General features: G+C 63.4%; 23 protein-coding genes. 3 read left to right on the plus strand and 20 right to left on the minus strand.

The features are described 5' to 3' along the window. Position 1: 1 nt before the first annotated feature. The gene (locus J2Y63_RS13555) at positions 2 to 871 is read right to left on the minus strand and encodes a branched-chain amino acid ABC transporter permease (protein ID WP_256119668.1); all 870 of its coding nucleotides are present in this window, start codon (positions 869 to 871) and stop codon (positions 2 to 4) included. Between the two features lie 96 nt (positions 872 to 967). Continuing rightward, complete coding sequence (locus J2Y63_RS13560; protein ID WP_305112339.1) at positions 968 to 2,155, minus strand: ABC transporter substrate-binding protein; 1,188 nt, start codon at positions 2,153 to 2,155, stop codon at positions 968 to 970. Between the two features lie 234 nt (positions 2,156 to 2,389). Between J2Y63_RS13560 and J2Y63_RS13565 the strand changes: the two genes are divergently transcribed. Beyond that, complete coding sequence (locus J2Y63_RS13565; RefSeq protein ID WP_256119667.1) at positions 2,390 to 3,094, plus strand: GntR family transcriptional regulator; 705 nt, start codon at positions 2,390 to 2,392, stop codon at positions 3,092 to 3,094. 6 nt (positions 3,095 to 3,100) lie between these two features. On the opposite strand, the gene J2Y63_RS13570 is transcribed toward J2Y63_RS13565, so the two are convergent. Together J2Y63_RS13570 and J2Y63_RS13575 are read right to left on the minus strand one after the other, a co-directional pair. After that, positions 3,101 to 3,289: a DUF6894 family protein gene (locus tag J2Y63_RS13570; RefSeq protein WP_435266488.1), complete on the minus strand. Its 189-nt coding sequence runs from the start codon at positions 3,287 to 3,289 to the stop codon at positions 3,101 to 3,103. Positions 3,290 to 3,402: 113 nt separating this feature from the next. Then, positions 3,403 to 4,008: a hypothetical protein gene (locus J2Y63_RS13575; protein ID WP_435266489.1), complete on the minus strand. Its 606-nt coding sequence runs from the start codon at positions 4,006 to 4,008 to the stop codon at positions 3,403 to 3,405. Positions 4,009 to 4,440: 432 nt separating this feature from the next. Between J2Y63_RS13575 and J2Y63_RS13580 the strand changes: the two genes are divergently transcribed. Continuing rightward, positions 4,441 to 5,778 carry a HAMP domain-containing protein gene (locus tag J2Y63_RS13580; RefSeq protein ID WP_435266490.1) on the plus strand — a complete coding sequence of 446 codons (1,338 nt, stop codon included), beginning with the start codon at positions 4,441 to 4,443 and terminating at the stop codon, positions 5,776 to 5,778. 317 nt (positions 5,779 to 6,095) lie between these two features. On the opposite strand, the gene J2Y63_RS13585 is transcribed toward J2Y63_RS13580, so the two are convergent. From J2Y63_RS13585 to J2Y63_RS13610, 6 genes are all read right to left on the minus strand, one after another. After that, on the minus strand, positions 6,096 to 7,220 hold the full coding sequence (locus tag J2Y63_RS13585) for a substrate-binding domain-containing protein (protein WP_435266491.1): 1,125 nt from the start codon (positions 7,218 to 7,220) through the stop codon (positions 6,096 to 6,098). Positions 7,221 to 7,282: 62 nt separating this feature from the next. Next, complete coding sequence (locus J2Y63_RS13590) at positions 7,283 to 8,284, minus strand: ABC transporter permease (RefSeq protein WP_435266492.1); 1,002 nt, start codon at positions 8,282 to 8,284, stop codon at positions 7,283 to 7,285. Next, positions 8,281 to 9,261: an ABC transporter permease gene (locus J2Y63_RS13595; protein ID WP_435266493.1), complete on the minus strand. Its 981-nt coding sequence runs from the start codon at positions 9,259 to 9,261 to the stop codon at positions 8,281 to 8,283. The genes J2Y63_RS13590 and J2Y63_RS13595 overlap by 4 nt, the downstream gene beginning before the upstream one ends. Continuing rightward, positions 9,258 to 10,766: a sugar ABC transporter ATP-binding protein gene (locus J2Y63_RS13600; RefSeq protein ID WP_435266494.1), complete on the minus strand. Its 1,509-nt coding sequence runs from the start codon at positions 10,764 to 10,766 to the stop codon at positions 9,258 to 9,260. Before J2Y63_RS13600 ends, J2Y63_RS13595 begins: the two co-directional genes overlap by 4 nt. Next, positions 10,763 to 11,611 (minus strand): sugar phosphate isomerase/epimerase family protein, encoded by an 849-nt coding sequence (locus tag J2Y63_RS13605; RefSeq protein WP_435266495.1) that lies wholly within the window; start codon positions 11,609 to 11,611, stop codon positions 10,763 to 10,765. Before J2Y63_RS13605 ends, J2Y63_RS13600 begins: the two co-directional genes overlap by 4 nt. Positions 11,612 to 11,618: 7 nt before the next feature. Next, positions 11,619 to 12,485 carry a sugar phosphate isomerase/epimerase family protein gene (locus J2Y63_RS13610; RefSeq protein ID WP_435266496.1) on the minus strand — a complete coding sequence of 289 codons (867 nt, stop codon included), beginning with the start codon at positions 12,483 to 12,485 and terminating at the stop codon, positions 11,619 to 11,621. Positions 12,486 to 12,646: 161 nt separating this feature from the next. Between J2Y63_RS13610 and J2Y63_RS13615 the strand changes: the two genes are divergently transcribed. Further along, positions 12,647 to 13,681 carry a helix-turn-helix domain-containing protein gene (locus J2Y63_RS13615; RefSeq protein WP_435266497.1) on the plus strand — a complete coding sequence of 345 codons (1,035 nt, stop codon included), beginning with the start codon at positions 12,647 to 12,649 and terminating at the stop codon, positions 13,679 to 13,681. A gap of 1 nt (position 13,682) precedes the next feature. Here the strand turns inward: J2Y63_RS13615 and J2Y63_RS13620 are convergent, their stop codons facing one another. The 10 genes from J2Y63_RS13620 to katG all read right to left on the minus strand — a co-directional run bounded on the left by J2Y63_RS13620 (position 13,683) and on the right by katG (position 24,900). Next, positions 13,683 to 14,819 (minus strand): GNAT family N-acetyltransferase, encoded by a 1,137-nt coding sequence (locus tag J2Y63_RS13620; protein WP_435266498.1) that lies wholly within the window; start codon positions 14,817 to 14,819, stop codon positions 13,683 to 13,685. A gap of 37 nt (positions 14,820 to 14,856) precedes the next feature. Next, positions 14,857 to 15,720, minus strand: a complete 864-nt coding sequence (locus tag J2Y63_RS13625) for an ROK family protein (RefSeq protein ID WP_435266499.1) — start codon at positions 15,718 to 15,720, stop codon at positions 14,857 to 14,859. Positions 15,721 to 15,730: 10 nt separating this feature from the next. After that, entirely contained in the window at positions 15,731 to 16,807 is a 1,077-nt protein-coding gene (locus tag J2Y63_RS13630) for an ABC transporter ATP-binding protein (RefSeq protein WP_435266500.1), read from the minus strand. Between the two features lie 22 nt (positions 16,808 to 16,829). Next, complete coding sequence (locus J2Y63_RS13635; RefSeq protein WP_435266501.1) at positions 16,830 to 17,639, minus strand: carbohydrate ABC transporter permease; 810 nt, start codon at positions 17,637 to 17,639, stop codon at positions 16,830 to 16,832. Further along, positions 17,639 to 18,508: a carbohydrate ABC transporter permease gene (locus tag J2Y63_RS13640; RefSeq protein ID WP_435266502.1), complete on the minus strand. Its 870-nt coding sequence runs from the start codon at positions 18,506 to 18,508 to the stop codon at positions 17,639 to 17,641. The genes J2Y63_RS13635 and J2Y63_RS13640 overlap by 1 nt, the downstream gene beginning before the upstream one ends. A 56-nt stretch (positions 18,509 to 18,564) precedes the next feature. After that, the gene (locus J2Y63_RS13645; RefSeq protein WP_435266503.1) at positions 18,565 to 19,857 is read right to left on the minus strand and encodes an ABC transporter substrate-binding protein; all 1,293 of its coding nucleotides are present in this window, start codon (positions 19,855 to 19,857) and stop codon (positions 18,565 to 18,567) included. Positions 19,858 to 19,942: 85 nt separating this feature from the next. Further along, positions 19,943 to 20,956, minus strand: a complete 1,014-nt coding sequence (locus J2Y63_RS13650; protein ID WP_435266504.1) for a Gfo/Idh/MocA family protein — start codon at positions 20,954 to 20,956, stop codon at positions 19,943 to 19,945. Positions 20,957 to 20,972: 16 nt separating this feature from the next. Then, entirely contained in the window at positions 20,973 to 21,647 is a 675-nt protein-coding gene (locus J2Y63_RS13655) for an N-acetylmannosamine-6-phosphate 2-epimerase (RefSeq protein WP_435266505.1), read from the minus strand. Positions 21,648 to 21,743: 96 nt separating this feature from the next. Further along, positions 21,744 to 22,583 (minus strand): MurR/RpiR family transcriptional regulator, encoded by an 840-nt coding sequence (locus tag J2Y63_RS13660; RefSeq protein ID WP_256119648.1) that lies wholly within the window; start codon positions 22,581 to 22,583, stop codon positions 21,744 to 21,746. 133 nt (positions 22,584 to 22,716) lie between these two features. Next, positions 22,717 to 24,900 (minus strand): catalase/peroxidase HPI, encoded by a 2,184-nt coding sequence (gene katG / locus J2Y63_RS13665; RefSeq protein ID WP_435266506.1) that lies wholly within the window; start codon positions 24,898 to 24,900, stop codon positions 22,717 to 22,719. Positions 24,901 to 24,985: the final 85 nt, after the last annotated feature.

Consider the following 24,985-nt stretch of genomic DNA (forward strand, 5'->3'; position numbering starts at 1 on the left):
CTCAACCCCACGGCTTGCCCATCAGCCCCTGCGGACGGACGGCCAGGAACACCATCAACGATGCGAAGATGACGAGGTAGGTGATATCGCCATAGGCGGACAGCACGGTGAGGCCGACGCTCTCCATCATGCCGAGGATGAACCCGCCGGCAATCGCCCCGGAAATCACGCCCGCCCCGCCGATCATGATCATCAGGAAGGCCTTGACCGAGGTCGGTCCGCCCATGCCGAGATTGACGCCGGTGATCGTGACGAGCAGTCCGCCGACGAGGCCGGCCAGCATGGCGCCGAGCGCGAAGCCGATCATCGAGTAGCGGGAGACATTCACGCCCATCAACTGGGCGGCTACCTTGTCCTGGGCGAGTGCGCGCATGGCGCGGCCGGTCCGGGAATAATGCATGAAGGCGATGAAGGCCACGATGAGCAGGATGGCGAGAACGCCGATCAGGATGCGGTCGTAGGGCATGATGATGCGCATATCGAGATTGAGCACGCCGTTGACGATCTTCGGCACGCCGCGCTGCTTTTCACCGAAGAACAGCAGGATGACGGCATCGAGGAAGAAGGCGATGCCCGCCGCAAGCAGCATGGTCGATTCATCGCGTTTGGAGCGGCGCACCACCGGCGCGAAAAGGAATTTCTCGATGGCCGCGCCCATGACCGCAAGCACGATCGCCGAGGCGAAGAGGCCGACGATGAAGGGCAGGCCGAGCTGCACGACGACCGTGTAGGTGACGAAGCCGCCGAAGACGTACATCTGCCCGTGGGCGAAGTTCAGCACATTCATCAGCGAGAAGATCAGCGTCAGACCAAGGGCGATCAACGCATATTGCGCCCCGAGGTAGAGACCGTTGGCGATTATCTGTTCCATCGTGAGCCTCCAATGGAAGGTTCAGGCAAAGAGGGATCCGGCCGGAACTGCACGCGCGGTCCGGATCCCGTTTCTTTGTAAGGTCCTAGGCTCGGATCAGTCGACCTGGCCGACGAACAGCGTCTCGAACTTGCCGCCCTTGTACTCGTTCACCACGAGCGGAACGGAGACCTGGCGCTTCTGGCCGAAGGAGGTCATGCCGACATATTTCAGCTTGGCGTCGCCCTTCATGAAGGGGTTCGCGGCTTCGAACGTGTCCATCGTCTTCTTGAATTCATCGACATTCTCGATTGCCGCGGGGTTCGCTTTCAGCGTCTCGAGGATGTATTCGAGCGCATAGACCTTGGTGTTCGACTCGTCGTTATATTCGCCGAACATCTTCGTATAGCGGTCGACGAATTCCGTCATCGTTTCGCTGGCAAGCTCCGGCGTGGACGCACCGCCGACGGAGATGAAGCCGTCCGCGAGTTCGCCCGCACCTTCCTGCAGGACGCTCGCATCCTGGCCGGTTTCCGTCGAGATGAGGCCGGTATAACCGAGCTCGCGCGCCGAGCGGATGAGCTGCGGCGCATTGGCCGGCGACACGCCGGAAAGCACCAGCAGATCCGGCGATGCCTGGATGACGGGCAGCAGAACCGGCGTGAAGTCGGTCGTGTCCACCTGGTAGGTCACGTTGCCGGAGACGACTTCCAGCCCGAGCGCCTCGGCGGCGGCAATGCCGGATTCACGCTGGCTGAGCGGGTCGGATTCGTTGGCGGCAACGAAAGCCACCTTCTTCACGCCCTTGTTTTCCTTCAGGAACTTGTAGATGGCGGGACCCGACTGGTAGTTCGCCACCATGCCGAGGATCGCGTTCGATGCCGGCGCCGTGAAGAGTTCCTTCGGGAAGGCATACGGGAAATACATGATGCCGTTCTGTTCGGCGACCGGGCGAACGGCCGCGGCGCCGTCATCGACGTTCGGGCCGACGACGTAGTGCACGCCGTCCTGCGCCATCTTTTCCATGCCGGCGATGGCACGCTTGGGGTCCTTCTGGTCGTCGAAGGGGACGATCTCGATATTATAGGTCTTGTCGCCGATCTTGACGCCGCCGAGCTCGTTCAGCCAGGCCGCCCGGGTTTCCATCGAGCGCTGGTTGGAAACGCCCCAGGATGCGGCCGGGCCGGAGGTGACGCCGACGAAGCCGATCTTCAGCGTCGCGTTCTGGGCATAAGCCATGAGCGGCAGCGAAAGGACTGTCGCTGCGGCAAGGGCGGAAAATTTCAGGAATGTGCGCTTTTGCATGATGTTCCACTTCCTCTGGGCCATTGATCTGTTTTCTATTGGCGAGCGGGCCGCTGAGCGCGGCCTCATTCGGCCTTTGGCATGGGCATTACGCGCATTGTTAACGATCCTGTCAAGTGGTTGTGAACAAGACATTTTGATCATGTCAACGAAATCGCGGCTTGTTGGTGAACCGAATGCGACATATTAGATGGATCATGCGAGTGCAGGCGGAGCGTATCGAGGTAAACGGCAGTGGTTGAACTCAGCAGCGGAGCTCCCTTCGAAGCGGACGAGATCGACGAGAGCGATATCGTCGAGCGTATTTTCGAAGCGGTCATCGAACAGCGGTTGCCCCCGGGCACGAAATTGTCGGAATCCGCCCTGTGCGATGCCTTCGGCGTCGGGCGCATGCGCATCCGGCGCAGCCTGCTGCTGCTCGCCAGCCGCGAGGTCGTGGAACTGCACGCCAACCGCGGCGCCTTCGTCGCCTCGCCGACGCCCGAGCAGGCTCGCGAGGTCTTCGAGGCCCGCCTGGCGCTGGAACCGAACATCGCGCGCCTCGCCGTCCACCGCGCCTCGGAGGAGGATATTTCCGCGCTGACGCGCCACCTGGAAATGGAATATGTCGCGCACAAGGAGCGGCGGCGCCACGATGCGATCCGCCTTTCCGGCCAGTTCCACACCCTGATGGCGCAGGTCGCCGGCAATGCCATCCTCATCCGCACGATGAAGGAACTGGTGACCCGCACCTCGCTGATCATCGGCCTTTTCGGCTCCGGCGTCAGCAATTGTCGCGACGACGACCACGCGGCGATCGTCGGAGCATTTCACACGCGAGATGCTGAAAAGGCGGCGTGGATGATGACGCTCCACCTGCGACACATCCAGAACCACCTGGAACTCGGCGCGAAGACCACGGATTCCGTCGACCTCATGGCGCTTTTCGGCAAGGCGTGAGGCGGTTTACGGAACCCGCATCAGCGCCTGGCCATCCGCATCGGTGACAAGCACGCTTACCTTTTCGGTCACCGCGATTTCCCGCACGATCCGCCGCGCATAGGCGTCTGCGGCCGCCGTGTCATCAAGGATGATGCCCTTTTCGTCCCGCAAGGTCTCGGTGTCGTTGGATATGTGGAAATAGAACCTGGGCATCCCGGCAGGAACTTGCGATTCATCAGTTTTGAGCATGTTCCTCGCTCTTGGCATAAAACCTCCGACCGCAATATTGATAAAAAATCACTGTGTTGAGATGAGCTTTCCAGTCGCTAGCGGGGCACTTCCACGCGGATAGCGGGATCGAAACGGTAGCGTGTCGTCGCGACGACCTTGTAGCCGTTAACCTCCGCATTGGAGACGACCGCCATTGGCAGGCGGGTCGCAGGATCGAACCAGGCGGTCACCCGGCTTTCCAGCACGCCGACCGTCTGGTTGAAGACGAAGCGTTCATGCGGCTTGCCCTCGAACGCCGCCTCGCCCGGGCATTCGAAATCCCGCGCATCCCGGTCGTAGACATAACGATCGGCGACGACGCCTTGCAGCGCCAGCGTCCGCTGCTCGGCCGGCATCGGCGTCCACTGTCCTGCCGCGAGCGTCCAGCCCTCCTCGCCGATCAGGATGAAATCGGCTTGGGTGTTGAGCCCGGAGGTCTTCATGCGGAGGCCGTCCGTCAGGTCGAACAGTGACGAGGAGGCCATGTGCTTGACCAAGCTGCCCTCGGGCGAAAGCACATCCGCCGAAACCTCCAGCGCATAACGCGCGGTGTCACGCCGCTGGCTGTTGATCGCGTTGAAATCGGCAAGGCAATCCGCCCGGCCGGCCTCTGCCCCCAAGACCGCCAGCAGACCACCAAGAAAAACCGTTCTGGCTTGCAAAACCCTCTCCCCTGCAAACAGCAGCGCTCCTGCGCATCCAGACAAGTGACGCCTCAAGCCGTGCTGCTATTCGCTGGCGCCGCAATTTCGTGCCGCGAAGGCTGAATGATGTATAAAATGGACGCATAGAGATTACATTCGGCGAATTAAACTCAACATCTTGAGTTTTTCTCAACAAAATTCGGAAGAAACGGCATATTTCTTAGCATTATTGACGATCTATACGACAGTTAATTCCAAATTTAATTACGACTTAACAATTAACGCAAATATTGACAGCACAAGCCCTTCGTTTGCCATGATGGCATCTTCACGTGCGATGCAATGTGTTGCGCGTTACCAGCCTCAGTCGGCGGCCGTGCACAGGTCGCGTCGCTGATGTGCAGGGGCGATGTTGATCATCCCGGCTTCCGCCATCCTCACGAGGCAACCATGTCTTTCCTGCAAAATGCCAAGATCATCACCAAAGTGCTGGCGCCGCTCGTCATGTTGAGCGTCATCACGATTACCAGCACCTTTTATTTATCTTGGAATTACCTCAAGGCCGATTCGGCCTATAGCGAATTCCTAGCGACCGACAACAAGGCGACCTTGTTGGTCGCAAGGGCCAATACAAGCATTCATACGATAATCTATATTGCCTACAAAGTGATCGTGTATGACGCGAACTCGCCGCAAATGCCCGGGCTGAAACAAAGCTATTCCGAAAATGCCAAAATTGCGATCGAGCAGCTCGAGACAGCCAAAGAGCGAATGCCTGCAGAAGCAATGGATATCCAGGCGTTTGCAGACGCGACCCGAGCCATAATAGTCGAACTGGACAAAGCCGTCGAATACGCATCAAGAAACAAGAACGACGAAGCGCTGGTCATTCTCGCGCGGCAGGATGAGGAAATCATCAAGCTCCGGAAGAGCATTGCCGCCTGGGTCGAGACCGGCATCGCGTCCGTCGATGCGCAGTCGGAGACATTGACCACCGATGCCCACTTCACGGTTGATACATCGCTAGTCGTCTTGGGCGTCGTTCTTCTCGCTGCAATCATCGCCTCTCTGGCAGTAACGATCTATGGCATCACCAGGCCGGTCAATGCCCTGCGCCAACGCATGCTCACACTTGCGGAGGGCGAGACGGCAGCACCGGTCTCTGGGCTCGCCCGCAAGGACGAGGTCGGCCAGATGGCCGCCGCTGTCGCCGTCTTCCGCGACAATGCGATCGAGCGCATCCGGCTCGAACAGGAAGCCGAGGCGAACCGCGGGCTTTCCGAGCAGGAACGCCGCCAGCGCGAGGAGCAGAAGGCACAGGAGGCAGCAACCATCCAGCACGCCGCATCCAGCCTGCAAGTTCAGGCAGGCGTGCAGAAGGTGCGTGAAACCGGTGCGGCCCTCGGCACGATCGCCACGGAAGTGCAAGAGATCAACCGAAACGTCTCGGCCATCGTCGAGGCGGCGCGCGAACAATCGATCGGCCTTCAGGAGATCAACACCGCGGTGAACTCGATGGACCAGGGCACGCAGCAGAATGCGGCAATGGTCGAGCAGACCACGGCGGCGACGCACAGCCTTTCCACCGACGTCTCGACGCTCTCGCAGCTTCTGGCGCAGTTCAAGCTGGACGAGCGCCAAAGCGGGCCTGCCATGGTGACGGCGATGAACCCCGCCGCCGCAAAAGCCTCCCCCGCCCGCACGCTCGCCCGCAAGGTGGCGACCGCCTTCTCGAACTCTTCCGCCCTCGCCCAGGCTCCACAAGGCGATCAGTGGGAGGAGTTCTGAGCGGCATGGGGAGAGTGGCCTCCCGCTCTCCCCATGCCTTGCCTGATCTAAGAGAAGACTGGAGATCCCATGTCCAATGTCCTCGCCTTCCCCACTGCCCAGCTGATCACGGAAAAGCGGGTAATCTGTTCGACGAAACGCAGATCCACGCCTATGCCATACGGCATCCAGATCGGGTGACGGACATGACCAACAAGCTGCGCCTCGCAGCCAGGGCTGCCCTGATCCTGCATGCGCTCATGAACGATATAAACACGCAGCTCAGCTCGTAGCGAGAAAGTCCGGGCCGCAGCATTCTGCGGCCCGGATAATGATGTTTACTGGCCGCCCCAGGCTGCCGGATAGTCGGGCAGCTTCTCGCAGCCGCACATGGCATGATGCAGCGGCGGCATCTTGTCGTTGACATACTGGTCGAGCGTTTCAGCCGTGATGGACGGCTGCGGCATCACCCATTCCGGACCCGGCACCGCCTCGCCCTTCAGCACCTTGACGGCCGCGATGATCGACGTGCGCCACTGGTAGGTCGGATAGGTCGGCGCGATCGCCTTGAAGCCCTCGGCCTTCCATTTCATCAGGAAATCCTGCTGGTCCTCGCCCGTGATGATCGGCAGCGGCAGGCCGGAATCCTCGAAAGCCTCCAGCGCCGCGACGGCCGTCGCACCCGCATCCATCCAGATCGCATCGATCGAACCGCGTTGCAGGTAGTCCTCGACGATCGACTTGGTCTTGGCATTGTCGCCCTCGGTGAACTCCTCGCCGATGACGTTCAGCCCCTTCTCCTTGAAGATGCGCTTGGCCGCCGAGGCGCGGGTTTCCAGAACATCGACGCCGGGCACGATTCGAAGCATCAGCACGTTGGCGCCGGCCGGGGCGGTGAAGGCCACGAACTCGCCGGCCTGGATGCCGAAGCCGTAGCCGCCGACGGGGTGGATGAAGGTCACCGGGCACTTGGTGTTGACGCCGCGGTCGAAGACGATGACCGGCAGCTTGGCACAGGCTTTTTCGACGGCGGGTGTCAGGGCGGCGGTGGTGTTCGGCGAGACGATCAGCACCGAGCACTTGCCGCCGTTGATGAGGTCGTCGATGTCGGAAATCTGCTTGTCGTCCGAGCCTTCGGCATCGACATGGATGAGTTCCTTGATTTCCGGATGCAGCTTGACCTCGGCCTGCATGTTCGTCCAGCCGGTGACGCGCCAGGCATTGTTCACGCCGGCATTGGAGAAGCAGATCGTATAGGGACCTTCCTTCTTGTACTGCGCGGTGTCGGCCATCTGGTCACCGTAATATTGCACCCAGGGCTCCCCCTCCGGACCATTGGCCTTCGCCGTCAGCATCTCACGCTGCCGGGCGAATTCCGCGGGATCGTCGAAGTTCAGCTGTTGGGCCTGCGCGGTGCTGGCAAAGAGGGCAGCCGAAAGGGCGGCGGTCAGCAGTTTTTTCATGTCTCACTCCCATTTGATCATGATGTTCAGGTTCCTCCCGACGGCCATGCGGCCGGCGAAATTCAGGTCCCGCCGGCGCGGTTGCGCCGGTAGGTGGCAAGCACGACGGCGACGATCAGGATCACGCCCTGCACGACGTCGCGCACCGGTTTCGGCAAGCCGATGAAATTGAGCAGCGTGAAGATCGCCGTCAGCGTCAGCGCACCGGCAATCGAGGCCGGCACCGAGCCGCGACCGCCGAGAAGCTGCGCGCCGCCGATGACGCAGGCAGTGATCGCCTGCAACTCGTAGCCGACGCCGACATCCGTCGAGACCCCGGCAAAGCCGCCAAGCAGGATGCCGGCCGTCACCGCGCTCAGCGACGAAACGACGAAGGCGATGATACGCACCCGCTCCAGCGGCACGCCCGACATCTGCGCCGCCCGCGGATTGTCGCCGATCGCATGCAGCAGACGCCCGAGATTGGTGCGGTGCATGAGCCAGAACAGGCACACCCCGACGACGATGAGCACCAGCAGCGCCACCGGCAGGAACTGGATCAGCGGAATGCCCTGGATATTGGTGCGCCCGAAGAAACGGAACGTCTCCGGCAGGTAGCCGCGCGGCGACCCGCTCGACCACATGAAGGCCGCCCCGTTCAGCGTGATCATCATGCCGAGCGTGGCGATCAGCGAGGGCACGCGCAGATAGCTGACCACAAGCCCGTTGACCACGCCGACGGCAAGCCCGACGCCATACATGACCGGAATGACCCACCAGGTCGCATCGGCATTGTTGTTGAGCAGCATGGACGAGCCGACCACCGTTAGCGTGATCACCGAGCCGACGGAGAGATCGAAGCCACCCGAGACAATGACGTAGATCTGCCCGGCAGCGAGGATCGCCAGCGGTGCGGCCCGTTTCAGGAAATTCATGTAGCCCGTGGGCTCGACGAAATTCGGGTTGGACAGCGTGATGGCGACAAGCAGCGCTGCGAGCACGAAGAAGACGGGATTGATCTTCGGCAGGCGACCACCCCTTGCGGCGCCCGGCGCCTTTGCGGAACCGACGGTTTCCTGGATCATGCCACTATCCTCTTCGAACGCACGGCGTAGAAGGCGACGGCGGCGACGATGATGATGCCGCGCATCACCTGCTTGGCGAAGGCATCGACGCCGGCGAGATTGAAGATCGAGTCGATCAGCGAGAAGATGATGACCCCCGCAACGGTGCCCCAGATGCCGCCCTTGCCACCCGAAAGGATCGTGCCGCCGATGACGACCACCGCGATCGATTCCAGATCATAGGCACCCTCCGTGCCGATCCACGGCGAGCCGGATTTCAGCCGGCTTGCGAGATAGAGGCCCGCGAGCGAAGCGCAGAGGCTGCAGATGATGTGGCTTGCCATCACCACCCGCGCCGTCTTGATGCCGGCTGCGCGCGCCGTGTCGCGATTGCCGCCGACCGAATAGATGTTCGAACCGAAGCGGGTGAAACGCAGCACGGCCCAGGCCGCAAGCACCAGGAGCGCCAGAACGATGAGGCTCACCGGCAGGCCCAGCACCTCGCCATAGGCGAAATACTGGAACGCATCCGGCACCGAGCCGCCGAAACGGCCGTGGAAGGAGGCGAGGCAGCCTTGGATGATCAGCGCCATGCCGAGCGTCGCGATCAGCGGATTGACCTCCAGCTTGGTGATCATCAGCCCGTTCAGCGTGCCGACCACAGCGCCCATCAGCAGCACGGCGAGGACGGCCGGCAGCATCATCGCCGGATCGCCGTTCATGATCGCCGAGGAGACGACCGCGGACGCCGAGATCAGATGCGCCACCGACAGGTCGATCGAGCCAACGAGGATGGCAAAGGTCTGGCCGACGGCGGTGATGCCGAGCGCGATGGAGCGGTTGAGGATGGAGATCGCCGCTTCCGGCGTCAGGAACCGCGTGAGGCCGAGGCCGAGCGCAATCGCGATGTAGATGGCGAGTGCCGCGGCAAGCAGCAAAGCCGGTGCGTAGCGCTCCATGCGCCAGGCGGGACGTTTGGTCAGGGTCGCCGTGTTCATGCCGCCACCACCTCTTCGCCCGTTGCGGCGAGCATGACATCGGCTTCCGACACGCCGCGCGGGAACGCGGCGACGAGTTCGCCGGCGCGCATGACGAGGATGCGGTCGGCAGCGCCCAGCACCTCCGGCAGGTCGGACGACACCATCATGATCGCCGTGCCCTTGCGCGCGAGATCGCGCATCAGGTGATAGATGCCGGCCTTGGCATTGACGTCGATGCCGCGTGTCGGCTCGATGAAGATCAGCAACCGCGGCGCCAGCGCGAGCCAGCGCGCGACGATCGCCTTCTGCTGGTTGCCGCCGGAGAGCGCTTTGATCTCCTGCGAAAAACTGCCGGCCCTGACGTCGAGTTCGTGCAGCAGCTTGTCCATCTCTTCGGCACTGGCAAACGGCGTCGCATCGGCCTTGCCCGCCAGACCCGAAAGCGCCCGCGCCGTCAGCAAACCGTTGTCAGAAACCGATTGCATCAGCACCAATCCCTCGGCCTTGCGGTCCCCCGGCAGGAGGCCGATGCCGGCGCGGATGGCGTCGCGGGGATTGGTGAAGCGCGCCGGCTTGCCGGCAAGCAAAACCTCGCCTTCGGTGAAAGGCGCAAAACCGAAGATCGCCTGCGCGAGCGCCACGCGCCCTGCCCCCTGCAATCCGGCAAAACCGACGATCTCGCCGGCGCGCAACTCGAAGGAAATGTCCTTCAGCCGCTCATTGCCGGCGTGGCGCACGGACAGCACGACCTCGCCGATCTCCTGAGGCGTCGCGGGTGCGGCATAGAAATCGCCGATATCGCGGCCGACCATGGCGCGCACGATCGTGTCGGGCTCCGGTACATGATCGAAGCTCGCCGCCGTCTCGCCGTCCTTCAGCACAGTCACCCGGTCGGCAAGCCGCGTGATCTCGCGCATGCGGTGGGTAATGTAGACGATCGCCACACCGCGCTTCTTCAGCGTATCGACGAGCCCGAACAGCACCTCACATTCCGCCTCGTTGAGCGCCGCGGTCGGCTCGTCCATCACGATCACCTTCGCATCGAGCGATACCGCCTTGGCGATCTCGACGAGTTGCTGGCTCGCGACGTCGAGATCGGCAACGACCGTATCCGGCTCAATGCGGTGCGCCGAGCCGAACAGTGCGAGCACCCGCCGTGCCTCCGCGTTCATCGCCCTGTGGTCGATCAGGCCAAGCCGCGTCGGCTCTCGGCCGAGAAAGATGTTTTGCGCCACCGTGCGCTCCGGCAGCAGGGAGAATTCCTGGTAGATCACGGCGATGCCGGCGCGGATCGCCTCCAGCGGATGGCTGAAATGCCGCTCCTCGCCGCCAACGACGACCGCGCCGCCATCCAGCCGGTAGACGCCGGAGAGGATTTTCATCAATGTCGACTTGCCGGCGCCGTTTTCGCCGGCGAGCGCATGCACCTCGCCCGGATAGGCCGAAAAACTCACGCTCTTCAGCGCCTTCACGCCGGGAAAACTCTTGGTGATGCCGCGCATCTCGATTGCGGGATTGCTCATGCTTCAGCCCATGTCTTGCGAATGAACGTTGCGCTTTCTGAAAAAAGCGTCTCGAAATCCGGAAACAGCGGCCGCCAGACGCGGGTCGCCGTCGCGATTGCCGGCAGGCCGGCCCCAAACGCCTCGAGCGTCAACCAGCCGTCATAACCGATCTCCTTCAGCACGGTGAACATCGCCGGGAAATCTATGTGCCCGCGCCCGGGGATGCCACGGTCGTTTTCCGAGACATGGAAGACGCCGATATCCGGGCCGATCAGCCGGATCGCTTCTTCCGGCCGGCGCTCCTCCACATTGGCGTGGAAGGTGTCGTACATGATCTTGAAGGCGGGGTGCCCGACCCGGTCGACATAGGCGCGGGCCTGCTCCATCGTGTTGAGGTAATAGGTCTCGAAACGGTTGAGCGGCTCCAGGCTCAGAAGCATGCCGTTCGCCGCCGCCCGCTCGGCCAGTGCCCGGTGCGCATCCGCGCCGTATTTCAGCTCATCCTCGCTGGCACCGGCGCCGGTGAAGAAGCCGATCGGCGCATGGAACGGCCCGCCCATGCTCTCCGCACCGAGCGCGATGGCGCAATCCAGCGCCCAGTCGAGATGGGCAAGCCCCCGCGCCCGCACCTCGGCATCGCAGCTGACGGGATTGGCCTCCGGCGTCGGCACGATGGACGTGGTCGACCGGGCGAGGCCGAGCGCATCCAGCGCCCTGCCGAGGCGCTCGTAGTGGCCGATGTCCCCCTTTAGGACCGGCACCTCTACGCCGTCATAATCGAGGTCGCGCAAGCGCCCGATGCTTTCGAGATGCTGGTCCTCGACGAAATCCGTCAGGCACAGCAGGTTGATGCCGAGTTTCATGGCGCGCTCAATGCAGCTTGATGCCGAGATCGCGGCAGGTGGCGCGGATCCAGGCGAGCGATTTCTCGATCATCGGCCCGGCCGCTCCTTCGCATTCGAGACTCAGCACACCGTCATAACCATGGGCGCGAAGTTGCGCGAGGCAGGCCTTGATGTTCTCCGCATTGACGCCGTCGCCGAGCGCGCAATGGCTGACCGCAATGCCGGTCTGCCCGCCGCGCACCGCATCCGCCAGCGACTGCGACACGTCCTTGACGTGCACATGGCTGACCTTGTCGATGAAGCGCGAGAGAAACTCGGTCGGCTCCTGGCCGGCGATGAAGGTGTTGCCGGTGTCCATGTTCATGCGCAGCCACTTCGAATCGACGAAGGCCAGCATGCGCGCCATGAATTCGGGGCGGGTCGTGAAATGGCCGTGCGGTTCGATATTGACGATGATCTCGTGCGCCTCCGCGACCTCGATGATCTTCTCGTAGCTGCGCTTCATCAGCGCCATCGATTTCTCTTCGCTGAGGCCCGCCGGCATGTGCAGCCCGTCGGTCGTATCGACACAGGGGCTGCCCGCCTGCGCGGCCCAGGCGATCGATTTGAGCACATAGGGCACGCCCCGCAGCGGCCCATCCTCGCCGGAAAGCGGATAGGCGGCATCGACCTGGGAGAAGCGCACGCCGTAGCGATCCATCTTGCGGCGCAGCAGCGCGGGGTCCTCGTAGAGCGCGACATGCGGCTGGTAGCCGAGGCCATGGATCCAGCTCACGCCGTCGATCAGGCCGCACTCGATAAAGTGCACATCGTTGTCGCTCGCCCACTGCAAGCATTTTTCGAACGACCAGTAGGCCGAGTTGAACGCGTCCGTGTGGAAGCCTATCCGCACCGGCAAATCCTCCCTGATTCTCCTCCATGCCGTTGAGTTTCAACGACAAATCACCAGCGCCTCCATTTGTCGCTTGATGATGTCCCAGCATTGCGCAATAAATCGCTGCCGGCGTTCGAAATAGACGACCGGTAAATTTTAGACATCGACGGAGGGGAGCGATGACCAAGGGCAGCAACGAACGGGCCGTCAACCGGCCGGCGGTTTTCCGCGAGCCGGGCGCCCTGCTCTATGCCGGCAATTGCCAGGACCTGATGAAGGCCTCGCTTGCCGGGCAGGTCTCGCTCAATGCCTGGACGCGGCGCGGCTATCCGGGCATCGATCTCGGCCATGCGCTGCCGCAGGTCTGCTCCGTCGGCGGCTGGGACGCGACGATCCCGCAGGACTGGGGCCTGCGCGAACATTGCAACGAGGGCGTCAAGATCGCCTATCTCGCCCGCGGTTCGCTGGCGATCACCATGGATGGCCGCAGGACGGTCATCAACGAGGGCCAGATGTTCGTCGTGCGGCCCTGGCAGCTGCACGCGCTCGGCGACCCGAATATCGGCGCCAGCCACATCATCTGGGTGCTGATGGACATGGGCGTGCGCCGGCCGCACGAGACCTGGCTCTGGCCGGACTGGATCGGCTGGCCGGAGCGCGACCGCAAGCGGCTGAGCGAGCTCTTGTCGAAAAACGAACAGCTCTCTTACCTCGCCTCGCGCGACGTCGCGCGCACCTTTCTAGAGATCCACGAGGTGGTGGCGGGCCGCGATATCGACGGCGGGGAGGCACGCCTGCGCCTGCTCATCTCGATGATGCTGCTGCAGTTCCGCCAGATGCTGGAAAGCCAGTCGCCCGTGCTGGACCTCGCGCTGGCGAGCTCGAAGCGCACGGTGGAGATTTTCCTGAAGCGGCTGAAACACGCGCTGGACGAGGACTGGACGCTGGAGAACATGGCGGCGGAGTGTAACCTCTCACGCACGCAGTTCACCCAGCATTGCCAGGTGCTGACCAACATGACGCCGGTGCGCTATCTCCAGATGCTGCGGCTCAATGCAGCGCGGCAACTGCTGGAAAGCGGCCAGCAGACCGTCACCAACATTGCCTACGACTGCGGCTTCTCCTCCAGCCAGTATTTTGCGACCTGCTACAAGAAACGCTTCGGCTTCTCCCCGATCGAGACCCCGCGCCAGCAGGCTCACATGAACGGCTAACTCAAAAATGCTCGGCGACCCAGGGCGGTGGGCCGGCAAAAATGCGGTCGGCGAGCACAATGGCCTCGGGATCGCCGTCGACATGGCCGGCACGTTGCAGGAAGCTCGCCGAGCGGAAGCCGGAGAATAGGCTTGGAAGCTGGGCCGCTTCGATCGATACGGCCGGTCCCTCGCCACGACCGGGCATGCAACTTGCCTTGCCGTCACGAAGGACAAGGTGCAGGACCTGCGGCTCGCCCCCTTCGATCGTAAGCGTCAAATTACCATCATCGGAGGTATACCCCCGCGCATTCAGGGCAGCGACGGGGTCCAGCACGCGCATCAGAAACTCTTCCTGGTGGACCAGCGACCAGCCCTTGTCCGGCATGGCGAAGACCAGCGCATCCTGCGGGGCGCCGTGCCAGCGCACCGTGCGATAGACCGTCGAGAAGGTGCCGATGAATTTCAGGATCTGCCGTGCAGCCGCGCCGTTGAGCGCCGCCCAATCGCGGATTTCCAGAACGTCCTCACTGGGCGTTTCGATCACCACATAGCCTTCGTCCTCACCCAGGACGAAGACGGAGGGTATGTATGTCGTTTCGTCGAGGCGGGCGTTCCAGTGCGCATCATTGCGGTCGAGCAGGCCGGCCTCGTTGCGGCAGGCGCGCCGGTAGATCGGATCGAGGACGGCCTGCGCCTCGGCGAGGGGTATGCGGCGAACGCGGATGTCCTGTCGGATCTTGTAGAATTCCGCGGTTTGCGCCTCGTAGATCATCTCGTGGCCGGCGAGGTTGAAGCCGGAGCGGCGGTAGACCGGGCGCGTCGAGGCAAAGAGGCTGGCGAGGCAAGCGCCGCCCTTGCGCGCGTCGCCGCAGGAAAGCTCCATGATCTCCGCGGCAAGCCCTCCGCCGCGAAATTCCGGCTGGATCGCGATATGGGCGATGTTGGCGGCCGGCACCGCCCGTCCGCCGAACCAATGGCCGCAAGGCACGACCGCCCAGACCGCGGCCGGCACACCGTCCTTTTCTAGGATGCGGAAGCAGTCGATGCCCGTCATGCGCACATAGTTACGCGTCCACGCTTCGTTGACGGCGAAGGCCAGGCGATAAGCGTCCATGATGAAGGCCATGTCCGCCATGGCCGCGTTGCGAACCGACATCCGGTTCCTCCTTTTCGACAAATGGGGACGGCGCGCCTTAGCGGCCCCGCCCCGAAAATGCGATACGCGCGAGATCCGCGACCCCGAGAATGCCCGCGCGAACACCGAGCTCGGCCCGGCAGATCGGCACCGGCGAAACGGCACCGAGCGGCGGCCGGAGAGCACTGACCCGATCGATGAAACCCTCCGCCAGACCTATGCCGCCACCGAGCACGATGCGCGGCGGATCGAGCGCCAGCTGGATGTTGCGGCAGAGGCGCCCAACGCGCTGGGCGGAAGCCGCGACGATGTCCATCGCCCATGTCTCGCCACGCAATGCGGAGGCAAAAACCTGCCGCGCGTCGGCGCCATGCCCTTGGCGCCGGGCTTCCGCCGCCATCCAGCGTCCGGAAACGCGGTCTTCGAGGAAGCTGCCGTCGTCACCATCGGTAGTAAGCCCGAAATGCCCGGCGAGACCCTTTTGCAGCCGGCCGCCGAGCACGATGCCGCCGCCGATGCCGGTCGATATGGTGAGGAAGACGAGGTCTTCGCCCCGCCCTGCGCCAAAGGCATGTTCGCCCCAGGCGGCGGCCTGCGCATCGTTGACGGCGATGGCCGGCAGGGAGGTAAGCGCCTCGACTCGGGCGATGAGCGGGTAATCCGGCGGAATGCCCAAGGTCGCCGGGTTCATCGCGGACCAGCAGCCGTTCCGCACGAAGCCGGTGACGGCAAGGCCGACGCCATGGAACCGCCCCTGCCAGGGTTTTGCGGCGGAAAACGCCGCTTCGAGCCAGCGGTCGGGACCGTCTTCCCGGGCGGTCGCGACCGTGACCTCTTCCACCACGCCGGACGCATCGACGAGGGCGACCAGAGTTTTCGTGCCGCCAATATCCACGGCGAGGATTGCGCTATCGTCCGTCATAGGCGCGATCCTAGCCGATCAGCCGGCCGCTGGCGGCATCGAAAAGCGAGACCTTTTCGGCCGCGATCGTCACCGGCACGGTGGAACCCTGCGAGACGCTGCCGGTCTCCATGCGGGCGACCAGCAAATGGCCGTGCACCGACAGCGTGACATTGTCCTCCGGCCCGGTGGATTCCACCATCTCGACCTTGGCGTCGATCACCTGCGATCCCGCCCGCGCAAGCCGGATATGTTCCGGCCGGATGCCGAGCAGCACGTCGCTGTTTGCCGCGGCATCCGCCGGCAGGGCAAGCGGTAGCGTCCAACCCTTCCCGTCGCTGAAGCACGGTTTTCCGTCAGCGAGCGCAAGCACGCCGGGCACGAAATGCATGGCGGGCGAGCCGACGAATTTTGCAACGAAGAGATTGGCCGGGCGGTGGTAGATCGCGTACGGGCTGCCGATCTGCTGCACCTCGCCCTTGTGCATCACGACGATCTTGGTGGCGAGCGTCATCGCCTCGATCTGGTCATGCGTCACATAGATCATCGTCTTGCCGATGCGCTCGTGCAGCTGCTTGATTTCCACACGAGTCTCGACGCGAAGCGTGGCATCCAGATTGGAAAGCGGCTCGTCGAACAGAAAGACCTTGGGATCACGCACGAGCGCCCGGCCGATCGCCACGCGCTGGCGCTGGCCACCGGAAAGTTCACGCGGCTTGCGCTCCAGCAGTTGCTCGATCTGCAGCAGTCTTGCCACCTGCATGACCTTGTCTTGCATGTCCGCCGCATTGGTACGGCGCATGCGCAGCGGAAAGGCGATGTTCTGCCGCACCGTCATGTTCGGATAGAGCGCATAGGACTGGAACACCATGGCAATGTCGCGCTCGCGCGTCGGCACGGCCGTCACGTCCCGGCCGTCTATCTCGATCAACCCGCCATCGATCGGGTGCAGACCGGCTATGGCGTGCAGCAGGGTGGATTTCCCGCAGCCCGAGGGGCCGAGCAGCACGACGAAGTCGCCTTCGTTGACCTCGATGTCGATGCCCTTAAGCACGCTCACGCTGCCATAGGATTTGCGGATGCTTTTCAAGAGAAGGGACCGCGTCATTGTGTTGGTTTCCATCATCGTTCTATCCCTTGATGCTGCCGAGCGACATGCCGCGCACGACCTTGCCCTGAACCAGCATTCCCAGAACCAGCATCGGCAGCATGACTAGCGTCGCCGCTGCCGTCAGCGGTCCCCATTGCACACCCTGGAAGGTGAGGAAGGAGGTGATGCTGACCGGCAAGGTCTGCGTATCGCGGCCCGTCAGCACCAGCGCGATGAAGAACTCGTTCCAGGTGAAAAGTACGCAGAGAATGAAGGTGGCGACGATGCCGCCGAACGCCACCGGCAGGAAGATCTCGCGAAAAATGGTGAATTCGCGCGCACCGTCGACCTTCGCCGCATCCCGCAATTCCCGCGGAATATCCTCGAAGAAGGTGATCAGCAGCGAGATCGCGAAGGGGATATTGACGAAGGCATAGACCCCGATGACGATCCAGTGGTTGTTGAGAAGCTTCATCTGCGCTGCCAGGAAATAGGTCGGGATGATGAAGATCAGCGGCGGCGCGATGCGGAGACTGAGGATGAATTTCTCGTTCTGCCGCTTGGTCGCCTCGTCCTGCGCCACCAGGCCATAGGCGACGAGCGCGCCAACGCCGACGGAGATCAGGCTTGCCGAAAACGAGATCACCACGCTGTTGAAGAAGGCGCGGATGAAGACGCCGTTGTTCAGCACCTTGGCATAGTTCTCCCAGGTCGGCGCAAACAGCCAGACCGGCGGCATGGCGAAGGCATCGCGCTGGGTTTTCAGCGAGGTCGCCACCACCCAATAGAGCGGGAAGAGCACGCAGAGGAGAAGGATGGCGAGCGCAATCCAGAAGATGATCCGGCGCATCAGGCTTCTCCTTGCTTGGGCGCCTTGAAGGCGAGGTTGTAGAGCAGCAGCAGGGCGACGTTCGTGAGAATGGTCAGCACCATGGCTATTGTCAGCGAATAGGAGATGTCGAAATTGGTGAAGGCGGAGATGTAGCCGTAGAGGTTGAGCGTCTCCGTGGAGAGCGCCGGCCCGCCGCGCGTCATGATGTAGAAAATGTCGAAGGCCTTGACCGCATCGATCGCCCGGATGAGCGCCACCACCATCAGCGCCCGCTTCAGCGCCGGCAGCGTGATGTACCAGAGCACCTGCCATTCCCGCGCGCCATCGACACGCGCAGCATTCTGCGGATCGCCCGGCAACGATTCCAGCGAGGCCATGGTGAGCAGCACGACGAAGGGCGTCCATTGCCAGATGTCGGCCATCAGCAGCGAGAACAGCGCGACATTCGGATTCCCGAGCCAGTCGACCGGGCCGAGGCCGCTGGTGGAGAGCAGGTAGTTCATCATGCCGTTCGACGGATCGAGCAGGAAGCGCCAGGTGAGGCCGACGACGACCGGCGTCATGACAATCGGCACCAGCAGGATGCCGCGCACGATGCGTTTTCCCAGGAACTCCCGGTCCACCAGCAGCGAGATCGCCAGCCCGAGCGAAACTTCGATGACGGTCGCGGCGACCGTGAACAGCACGGTGCGCCCGAGCGCGTTGATGGCGCGGCCGTCGAACAGCAGTCGGACATAGTTGTCGAAGCCGATGAAGCTCTCCTGCCCCGGACGAAGCAGGCTGATATTGTGCAGCGTCAGCCACACGACATAGACGGTCAGGATGACCGAGACCGTGCCGAAAAACAGGACGACCGGACGGTAGAAATAGGTGGTCGCATCCTTCATGGTGCCGCTCCCCGTGAGGCTGGCCATGCCCGGCGAACCGGGCACGGCCGTGATGATCAACGGCTGAGGGCCGCGTCGTTGGCGGCGTTCGCCTCGGCGAGCGCATCCTTGGCCGTGGCCGTGCCGGCGAGCACCTTCGATACCGCGATGCCGGCATTGTTTATGACCTCGTTGGCGGCCTCGACGGTCGGCAGATATTGCGGATTGCCGGCATTGATGGAGGCAAGCATGGCATCCTTGAAGGCGCCGTAGCGCTTGTTGAACTCTTCCGAATTCAGCGCCGCAAGCGAGGTCACGCCGGAATTCGGCGCGAGGCCGAAGGACTTGACCTGCTGCTCCTTCGCTGTCGCCCAGGAAGCGAAGAGCCAGGCCGCTTCCTTCTGCTGCGAGGCCTCGGAAACATAGAGACTGTGCACGGCGAGCGACGAGGAACCGCCCTTGAGCTTGTCGGTCTCGACAGGCACCGGCACGTAACCGACCTTGCCGACGACGGAGGATATCGAGGCGTCCTCGTTGAAGGCGCCGTTGACGGTGGCGTCCATCGTCATGCCGGCCTTGCCCTGCTGGAAGAGCACGCGGTTCTCCTCCCAGCCGAAATTGGCGACGCCGACCGGGCCATAATCCCGCAGCACGCCGGCGAAGGCATCGAGCGAGGCGGCCGCCTCATCACTGCCGAGCGCCGACTTGCCGTCCGCGCCGATGAACTCGCCGCCATAGCCCCACAGCCAGCCGGCCCAGACATAGACGTTCTGGATGCCCTGCGCGCCGCGCATGGTGATGCCGGCGACCGCGCCGTTCGACTTTTCCTTGATCGTCTTCGCGGCCGCCGTCACCTCGCCAAAGCTCTTGGGAGGAGCAATGCCATATTCTTCGAACAGGTCCTTCCGGTACATCAGGAAGGTGCTTTCGCCATAGACCGGCAGGCCATAGAGCTTGCCATCGACGATATTGGTGTTGAGGTAGCCGGGCACGAAATCGGCCTTGTCGTAATTGGCGGGGAACTTGCCCGCCAGCTCGTCGAGCGGCGCGATATAGCCGGCCTTCAGGAAACCCGGAATGTAGATGATGTTGTTCTGGACCACGTCATAGCGGCCCGAGCCGGAGGAGAACTCCAGCAGCATCTTGGCGGTGATGTCGGATTCCGGCACCACTTCGAGCTCGACCTCGATGCCGGTCGCCGCGGTGAATTCCGGCAGCAGCGCCTGGATGCCCTCGGTGGTCGGGTGACCTTCCATCAGCACGGCAAGGCGGGTGCCCTTGTAAGGCTGGTCCGCATCCTGCGCGAAGGCCGGCACCGTCACGGACGAGGACAGTGCAAGTGTCAGAGCAATAAAATGACGTCTTTTCATGTCGTTCCCCTTTTTTGGATAGCGCTCGTCAACGAGCCGTCAGTTGCACTTCGCAGCGCCTAGCCGCGCTGTATCTCTGTCGAGTTCAGAACCGCTGCACCTCGCCCGTATCCGCCGAGCGCACGAGCGCCTGCGTGAGTTCGAGGGACAGCAGCGCCTCCTCGCCGGTCGCGACCTGGCATTCGGCGCCGTCGATCCATTCGAGCACGCCGGAAAGCTGGAGGCGCAGGTCGCCGCCGACCTTGCCGCCGATCTCCGGCCAGTGCTGGGTGTCGATTTCGCGCGAGGCCTGGTTGTCGGCGAAGTAGAGGCCGCTATCGCCGCACTGCACTTCGAAGGAACCTTCCGTGCCGATCATTTCAAGGCGCGCATCGATCATGTGGCGGGCGCCCGCCGGCAGCGACCAGGCGCTTTCGAAGGTCACCACCGTGCCGCCGGAAAAGCGCACGACGCCGGCAATCGTGTCCTGTGTGCCCATTTCGCCGAGCAGGATTTCGGTCTGCTGCGCATAGGCTGTCACAGGCGTCTGGCCTTTCAGCATCCACAGCACCATGTCGACGTCGTGCACCGTGACGTGCATGGCGAGCGGCAGCGTGCCGGCATAACGCTTCGGCCCTTCGGTGCGGGCGCTGTTGCGGCGGGCATAGACATGGATCGGCGTACCGATCTTGCCGGTCTCGATCAGCTCGCGCGCCTTGTAATAGCGCGGGTCGAAGCGCAGCAGATAGCCGACGCCGAGCTTTACCTTGGCCGCCTGGCAGGCCGCCACGATCTTGCGTCCGTCCTCCAGCGTCGAGGCGATCGGCTTCTCGATGAAGAGGTTGACGCCCTTGGCGGCGATCGCCAGCGCGGGTTCGAGGTGGAGATGATCCGGCGTGCAGATGCTGACGAGGTCGAGCGTTTCGGCCGCAAGCAGTTCGTCATGCGAGCCGTAGACGCGCACACCGCCGCCAAGCCCGTCCGCCACGGCCTGCGCCCGGGCAACATCCCGGTCGACGATCGCCACCAGCTCCGCCCGCGGGTCGCTGGAAAAGATCGAGGCGTGCATGGAGCCCATGAAACCGGCGCCGATGACGGCGACTTTTTTCGTCCTGATCATATCGTCCTCCAAAATCTCAACGCGTGCCGCCGGCAAGGGCGTCGGCAAACCGTCTGGTAATCTCGTCCGGCCGGGTAATGGCGGAGCCGACGACCACGAAGGCCGCTCCAAGCTCCAGGGCGCGCCGCGCCTGCTCCGGCTCCCAGATCCGCCCTTCCGCGACGAAGGGGATGCCCGCTGCCGCCAGTTCCTGCATCAGCGCGAAGTCCGGGGCCGTGGTGCCGGTCGTATAGGGCGTGTAGCCGGACAGCGTGGTGCCGACGAAATCCGCGCCGGCGGCAATCGCCTGCCGTGCCTCCGCCAAGGTGCTGATATCGGCCATGCTGATCTTCTTCAGCCGGGTGATCTCGCCAACGATGTCGGCGACCGGCACCGGGCGCGGCCGGTCCGTCGCATCGAAGGCGATGACGTCAGCGCCCGCCGCGGCAAGGCCCTGCACGTCTTCGAGCGAGGGCGTGATGTAGACGTCGGAGCCCGGCTGGGCGATTTTCGTGATGCCGATGACCGGCAAGCTGATAGCGCCGCGCACCGCCTGGACATTGCGCACACCCTCGATCCGCACACCCGAGGCGCCGCCGAGGACGGCCGCACGGGCGAGCGCCACGATATGCTCCGTGGCATGGAGCGGGCTGGTTTCCGCCGCCTGGCAGGACACGACAAGCCGGCCCCGCATTGTTTCCATGATGTCCATAAACGCCGCATCTCCTTGACTGGAGACGACGTTACGGCTTTTGGCGAAAACCGTCAATAATTTTTTTCATCTGAAGATTATCTTCAAAGGAAATCTTCAGATGTTGCGGTCGCTGACGCTCTCCGCCGTATCCTTGATGGTTTCGAGGCGTGCCGGATCGAGCTTGGTGATCGTGTTGGCTATGGCATCGACGATCAGCAACTGGCTGATCTTCGAGGGAAAGGCCCCGCCCGTCAGTGGCGTTTCCGGCGAGGAGGCGAGCAGCACGAAGTTGCAGATCGCCGCCAGCGGGCTCTTCGTCCGGTGCGTGATGCCGACGATGCGGGCGCCGCGCGCATGGGCATTCTCCGCCACGCGCAACGTATCGATGGTCGAGCCGGAGGTGGAAACGAGGATGTAGAGATCGGCGGGCGAGGCGGTCGCGGACGCCATGGTGGCGAGATGCGCATCGCGGCCGATATGAGCGGAAATGCCGAGGCGGGCGAGCTTGTATTCGAGATATTGCGCCGTGATGGCGGATGCGCCGACGCCGAAAATCTCGACATGGCGCGCCGAAAGCAGCAGCGAGGACACCTCCTCGATGGCCCGCCGGTCGAGCATCCTTTCGGTTTCCTCCAGCGCGATGCGGGCGGTCTCGACCAACTCCTGCACCATGTCGCCGGGGGCGGAGGTTGAAGCGGTCTGCTGGAGCGTGGCGAGCTCATGCGCGAGCGCCAGCTTGAAGTTCTGGAAACCGGGATAGCCGAGTTCGCGACAGAACCGGATGACGCTCGCCTCGGATGACTGGGCCTCGTCGGCAAGTTCCGTGATGCTCTTGAAGAGCACGGATTGCGGATCGGCCAGCACGAAGGAAGCGACGCGCTCCAGCGCCCGCGTCATGGCGGGTCCCTGCGAGCGGATTCGCGCGATCAGCGGCGGTTGAGGATGTACGTCCACCTTGTTTCCTTGCAGCAGGCTTAAGCTTCGGATGGCCCGATTCATATGCGACGGCTGGGGGAAAGGAAACAGGCCCGGTTGGCGGGCAGGTTGTCAGGGCGCGGGTAAACCGCGCCCTGAGCTATGTCATTGATCAGACGAGATCGAAGCGGTCGGCGTTCATCACCTTGTTCCAGGCCGAGACGAAGTCCTTGACGAACTTTTCCTTGGCGTCGGACGAACCGTAGACTTCGGCGAAGGCGCGAAGCTGCGAATGCGAGCCGAAGATCAGGTCGACGCGCGTGGCGGTCCACTTGGGTTCGTTCGTCTTGCGGTCACGGCCTTCATAGACGCCCTTCTTGTCGGCGACGGGCGCCCAGACGGTGCCCATGTCGAGCAGGTTGACGAAGAAGTCATTCGTCAGCGCTTCCGGACGGGTCGTGAACACGCCGTGTTCCGGTTCACCGGCCTTCAGCACACGGAGGCCGCCGAGGAGCACTGTCAGTTCCGGCGCCGTCAGCGTCAGGAGCTGCGCGCGGTCGATGAGCGCCTCTTCCCCCTTCAGGAACTGATGGCGGTTGGCGTTCACATAGTTGCGGAGGCCATCGGCGCGCGGCTCAAGGGCTGCGAAGGATGCGGCATCGGTCTGGGCGTCCGACGCATCCGTGCGGCCCGGCGTGAACGGCACGGCGACGTCATGACCGCCAGCCTTCGCCGCCTTCTCGACGCCGGCAGCACCGGCCAGCACGATCAGGTCGGCGAGCGAGATCTTCTTGCCGCCGCTCTGGGCCGCGTTGAAGTCCGCCTGGATGCCTTCGAGCACGCCCAGAACCTTGGCGAGCTGCGCCGGCTGGTTGACCTCCCAGTCCTTCTGCGGTGCAAGGCGGATGCGCGCGCCATTGGCGCCGCCGCGCTTGTCGGAACCGCGGAAGGTCGAGGCCGACGCCCAGGCGGTGGAGACCAGCTCCTGCACCGAGAGGTCGGTGGCGAGAACGCGCGCCTTGAGGTCGGCGACGTCCTTGTCGTCGACCAGCGGATGATCGACGGCCGGGACGACGTCCTGCCAGATCAGGTCTTCCGCCGGCACTTCCGGGCCGAGGTAGCGGGCCTTCGGGCCCATGTCGCGGTGGGTCAGCTTGAACCAGGCACGCGCGAAGGCATCGGCGAACTGGTCCGGGTTTTCGAGGAACCGGCGCGAGATCTTCTCGTAGATCGGGTCGAAACGCAGCGCGAGGTCGGAGGTGAGCATCTTCGGCAGGTGCTTCTTCGTGGAATCGAAGGCATCCGGGATCGTGGCGCCTGCACCCTTTGCGACCCACTGGTGTGCGCCGGCCGGGCTCTTTTCCAGTTCCCATTCATAGCCGAACAGGTTCCAGAAGAAGTTGTTGCTCCACTTGGTCGGCGTCGAGGTCCAGGTGACTTCGAGACCGCTGCCGATTGCATCCGTGCCGACGCCCGAATTGAACGTGCTCTTCCAGCCCAGACCCTGCGCTTCGAGTGCGCCGCCTTCCGGGTCGATGCCGACGAACGACGCGTCGCCGGCGCCGTGCGTCTTGCCGAAGGTGTGGCCGCCGGCGATCAGCGCCACGGTCTCTTCGTCGTTCATCGCCATGCGGGCGAAGGTGTCGCGGATGTCGCGGGCGGAGGCCAGCGGATCGGGATTGCCGTTCGGGCCTTCCGGGTTGACATAGATGAGGCCCATCTGCACGGCGCCGAGCGGTTCTGCCAGCTCGCGTTCGCCGCTATAGCGCTCGTCGCCAAGCCAGGTGCCTTCCGGACCCCAGTAAAGTTCTTCCGGCTCCCACACGTCGGCGCGACCGCCGGCAAAACCGAAGGTCTTGAAGCCCATGGATTCGAGCGCGACATTGCCCGTCAGGATGAGAAGGTCGGCCCAGGAGATCTTGTTGCCGTATTTCTGCTTGATCGGCCAGAGCAGGCGGCGGGCCTTGTCGAGGTTGACGTTGTCCGGCCACGAATTGAGCGGCGCGAAACGCTGCTGGCCCTGGCCGGCGCCGCCGCGGCCGTCGGTGATGCGGTAGGTGCCGGCCGAGTGCCAGGCCATGCGGATGAACAGGCCGCCGTAATGGCCGAAATCGGCCGGCCACCACTCCTGCGAATCCGTCATCAGGGCCGTGAGGTCCTGCTTGACGGCGTCGAGATCGAGCGTCTTGAAGGCCTCGGCGTAGTCGAAATCCTTGCCCAGGGGATCGGAAAGATTGGAATGCTGGTGCAGGATCTGGACATCCAGCTGGTCCGGCCACCAGTCGCGGTTGGATCTGCCTTTGGGTGCCGCATGGGCGACGGGACACTTGCCCGCGGTGTCAGTTTTCTGGTCCATGATTCTCTCCTGTTGTTTCCTGGGGCCTGCCGCTCGGGACAGCCTTGCGAACGCTTGGGGAGAAGCCTGCGCCCTCCCCTTGATA

Origin of the sequence: Shinella sp. BE166, assembly GCF_051201095.1 — a bacterium.
Taxonomy (GTDB): Bacteria; Pseudomonadota; Alphaproteobacteria; order Rhizobiales; family Rhizobiaceae; genus Shinella; species Shinella lacus.

What these genes read in the sequence shown, in the direction of transcription:
- J2Y63_RS13560 (WP_305112339.1), bottom strand. Translation starts at nt 2,155, where the DNA reads ATGCAAAAGCGCACATTCCTGAAATTTTCCGCCCTTGCCGCAGCGACA.
- J2Y63_RS13605 (WP_435266495.1), bottom strand. Translation starts at nt 11,611, where the DNA reads ATGAAACTCGGCATCAACCTGCTGTGCCTGACGGATTTCGTCGAGGAC.
- J2Y63_RS13600 (WP_435266494.1), bottom strand. Translation starts at nt 10,766, where the DNA reads ATGAGCAATCCCGCAATCGAGATGCGCGGCATCACCAAGAGTTTTCCC.
- J2Y63_RS13635 (WP_435266501.1), bottom strand. Translation starts at nt 17,639, where the DNA reads ATGCGCCGGATCATCTTCTGGATTGCGCTCGCCATCCTTCTCCTCTGC.
- J2Y63_RS13625 (WP_435266499.1), bottom strand. Translation starts at nt 15,720, where the DNA reads ATGACGGACGATAGCGCAATCCTCGCCGTGGATATTGGCGGCACGAAA.
- J2Y63_RS13655 (WP_435266505.1), bottom strand. Translation starts at nt 21,647, where the DNA reads ATGGACATCATGGAAACAATGCGGGGCCGGCTTGTCGTGTCCTGCCAG.
- J2Y63_RS13585 (WP_435266491.1), bottom strand. Translation starts at nt 7,220, where the DNA reads ATGAAAAAACTGCTGACCGCCGCCCTTTCGGCTGCCCTCTTTGCCAGC.
- J2Y63_RS13580 (WP_435266490.1), top strand. Translation starts at nt 4,441, where the DNA reads ATGTCTTTCCTGCAAAATGCCAAGATCATCACCAAAGTGCTGGCGCCG.
- J2Y63_RS13595 (WP_435266493.1), bottom strand. Translation starts at nt 9,261, where the DNA reads ATGAACACGGCGACCCTGACCAAACGTCCCGCCTGGCGCATGGAGCGC.
- J2Y63_RS13630 (WP_435266500.1), bottom strand. Translation starts at nt 16,807, where the DNA reads ATGACGCGGTCCCTTCTCTTGAAAAGCATCCGCAAATCCTATGGCAGC.
- J2Y63_RS13590 (WP_435266492.1), bottom strand. Translation starts at nt 8,284, where the DNA reads ATGATCCAGGAAACCGTCGGTTCCGCAAAGGCGCCGGGCGCCGCAAGG.
- J2Y63_RS13645 (WP_435266503.1), bottom strand. Translation starts at nt 19,857, where the DNA reads ATGAAAAGACGTCATTTTATTGCTCTGACACTTGCACTGTCCTCGTCC.
- J2Y63_RS13555 (WP_256119668.1), bottom strand. Translation starts at nt 871, where the DNA reads ATGGAACAGATAATCGCCAACGGTCTCTACCTCGGGGCGCAATATGCG.
- J2Y63_RS13650 (WP_435266504.1), bottom strand. Translation starts at nt 20,956, where the DNA reads ATGATCAGGACGAAAAAAGTCGCCGTCATCGGCGCCGGTTTCATGGGC.
- J2Y63_RS13620 (WP_435266498.1), bottom strand. Translation starts at nt 14,819, where the DNA reads ATGTCGGTTCGCAACGCGGCCATGGCGGACATGGCCTTCATCATGGAC.
- J2Y63_RS13570 (WP_435266488.1), bottom strand. Translation starts at nt 3,289, where the DNA reads ATGCCCAGGTTCTATTTCCACATATCCAACGACACCGAGACCTTGCGG.
- J2Y63_RS13640 (WP_435266502.1), bottom strand. Translation starts at nt 18,508, where the DNA reads ATGAAGGATGCGACCACCTATTTCTACCGTCCGGTCGTCCTGTTTTTC.
- katG (WP_435266506.1), bottom strand. Translation starts at nt 24,900, where the DNA reads ATGGACCAGAAAACTGACACCGCGGGCAAGTGTCCCGTCGCCCATGCG.
- J2Y63_RS13615 (WP_435266497.1), top strand. Translation starts at nt 12,647, where the DNA reads ATGACCAAGGGCAGCAACGAACGGGCCGTCAACCGGCCGGCGGTTTTC.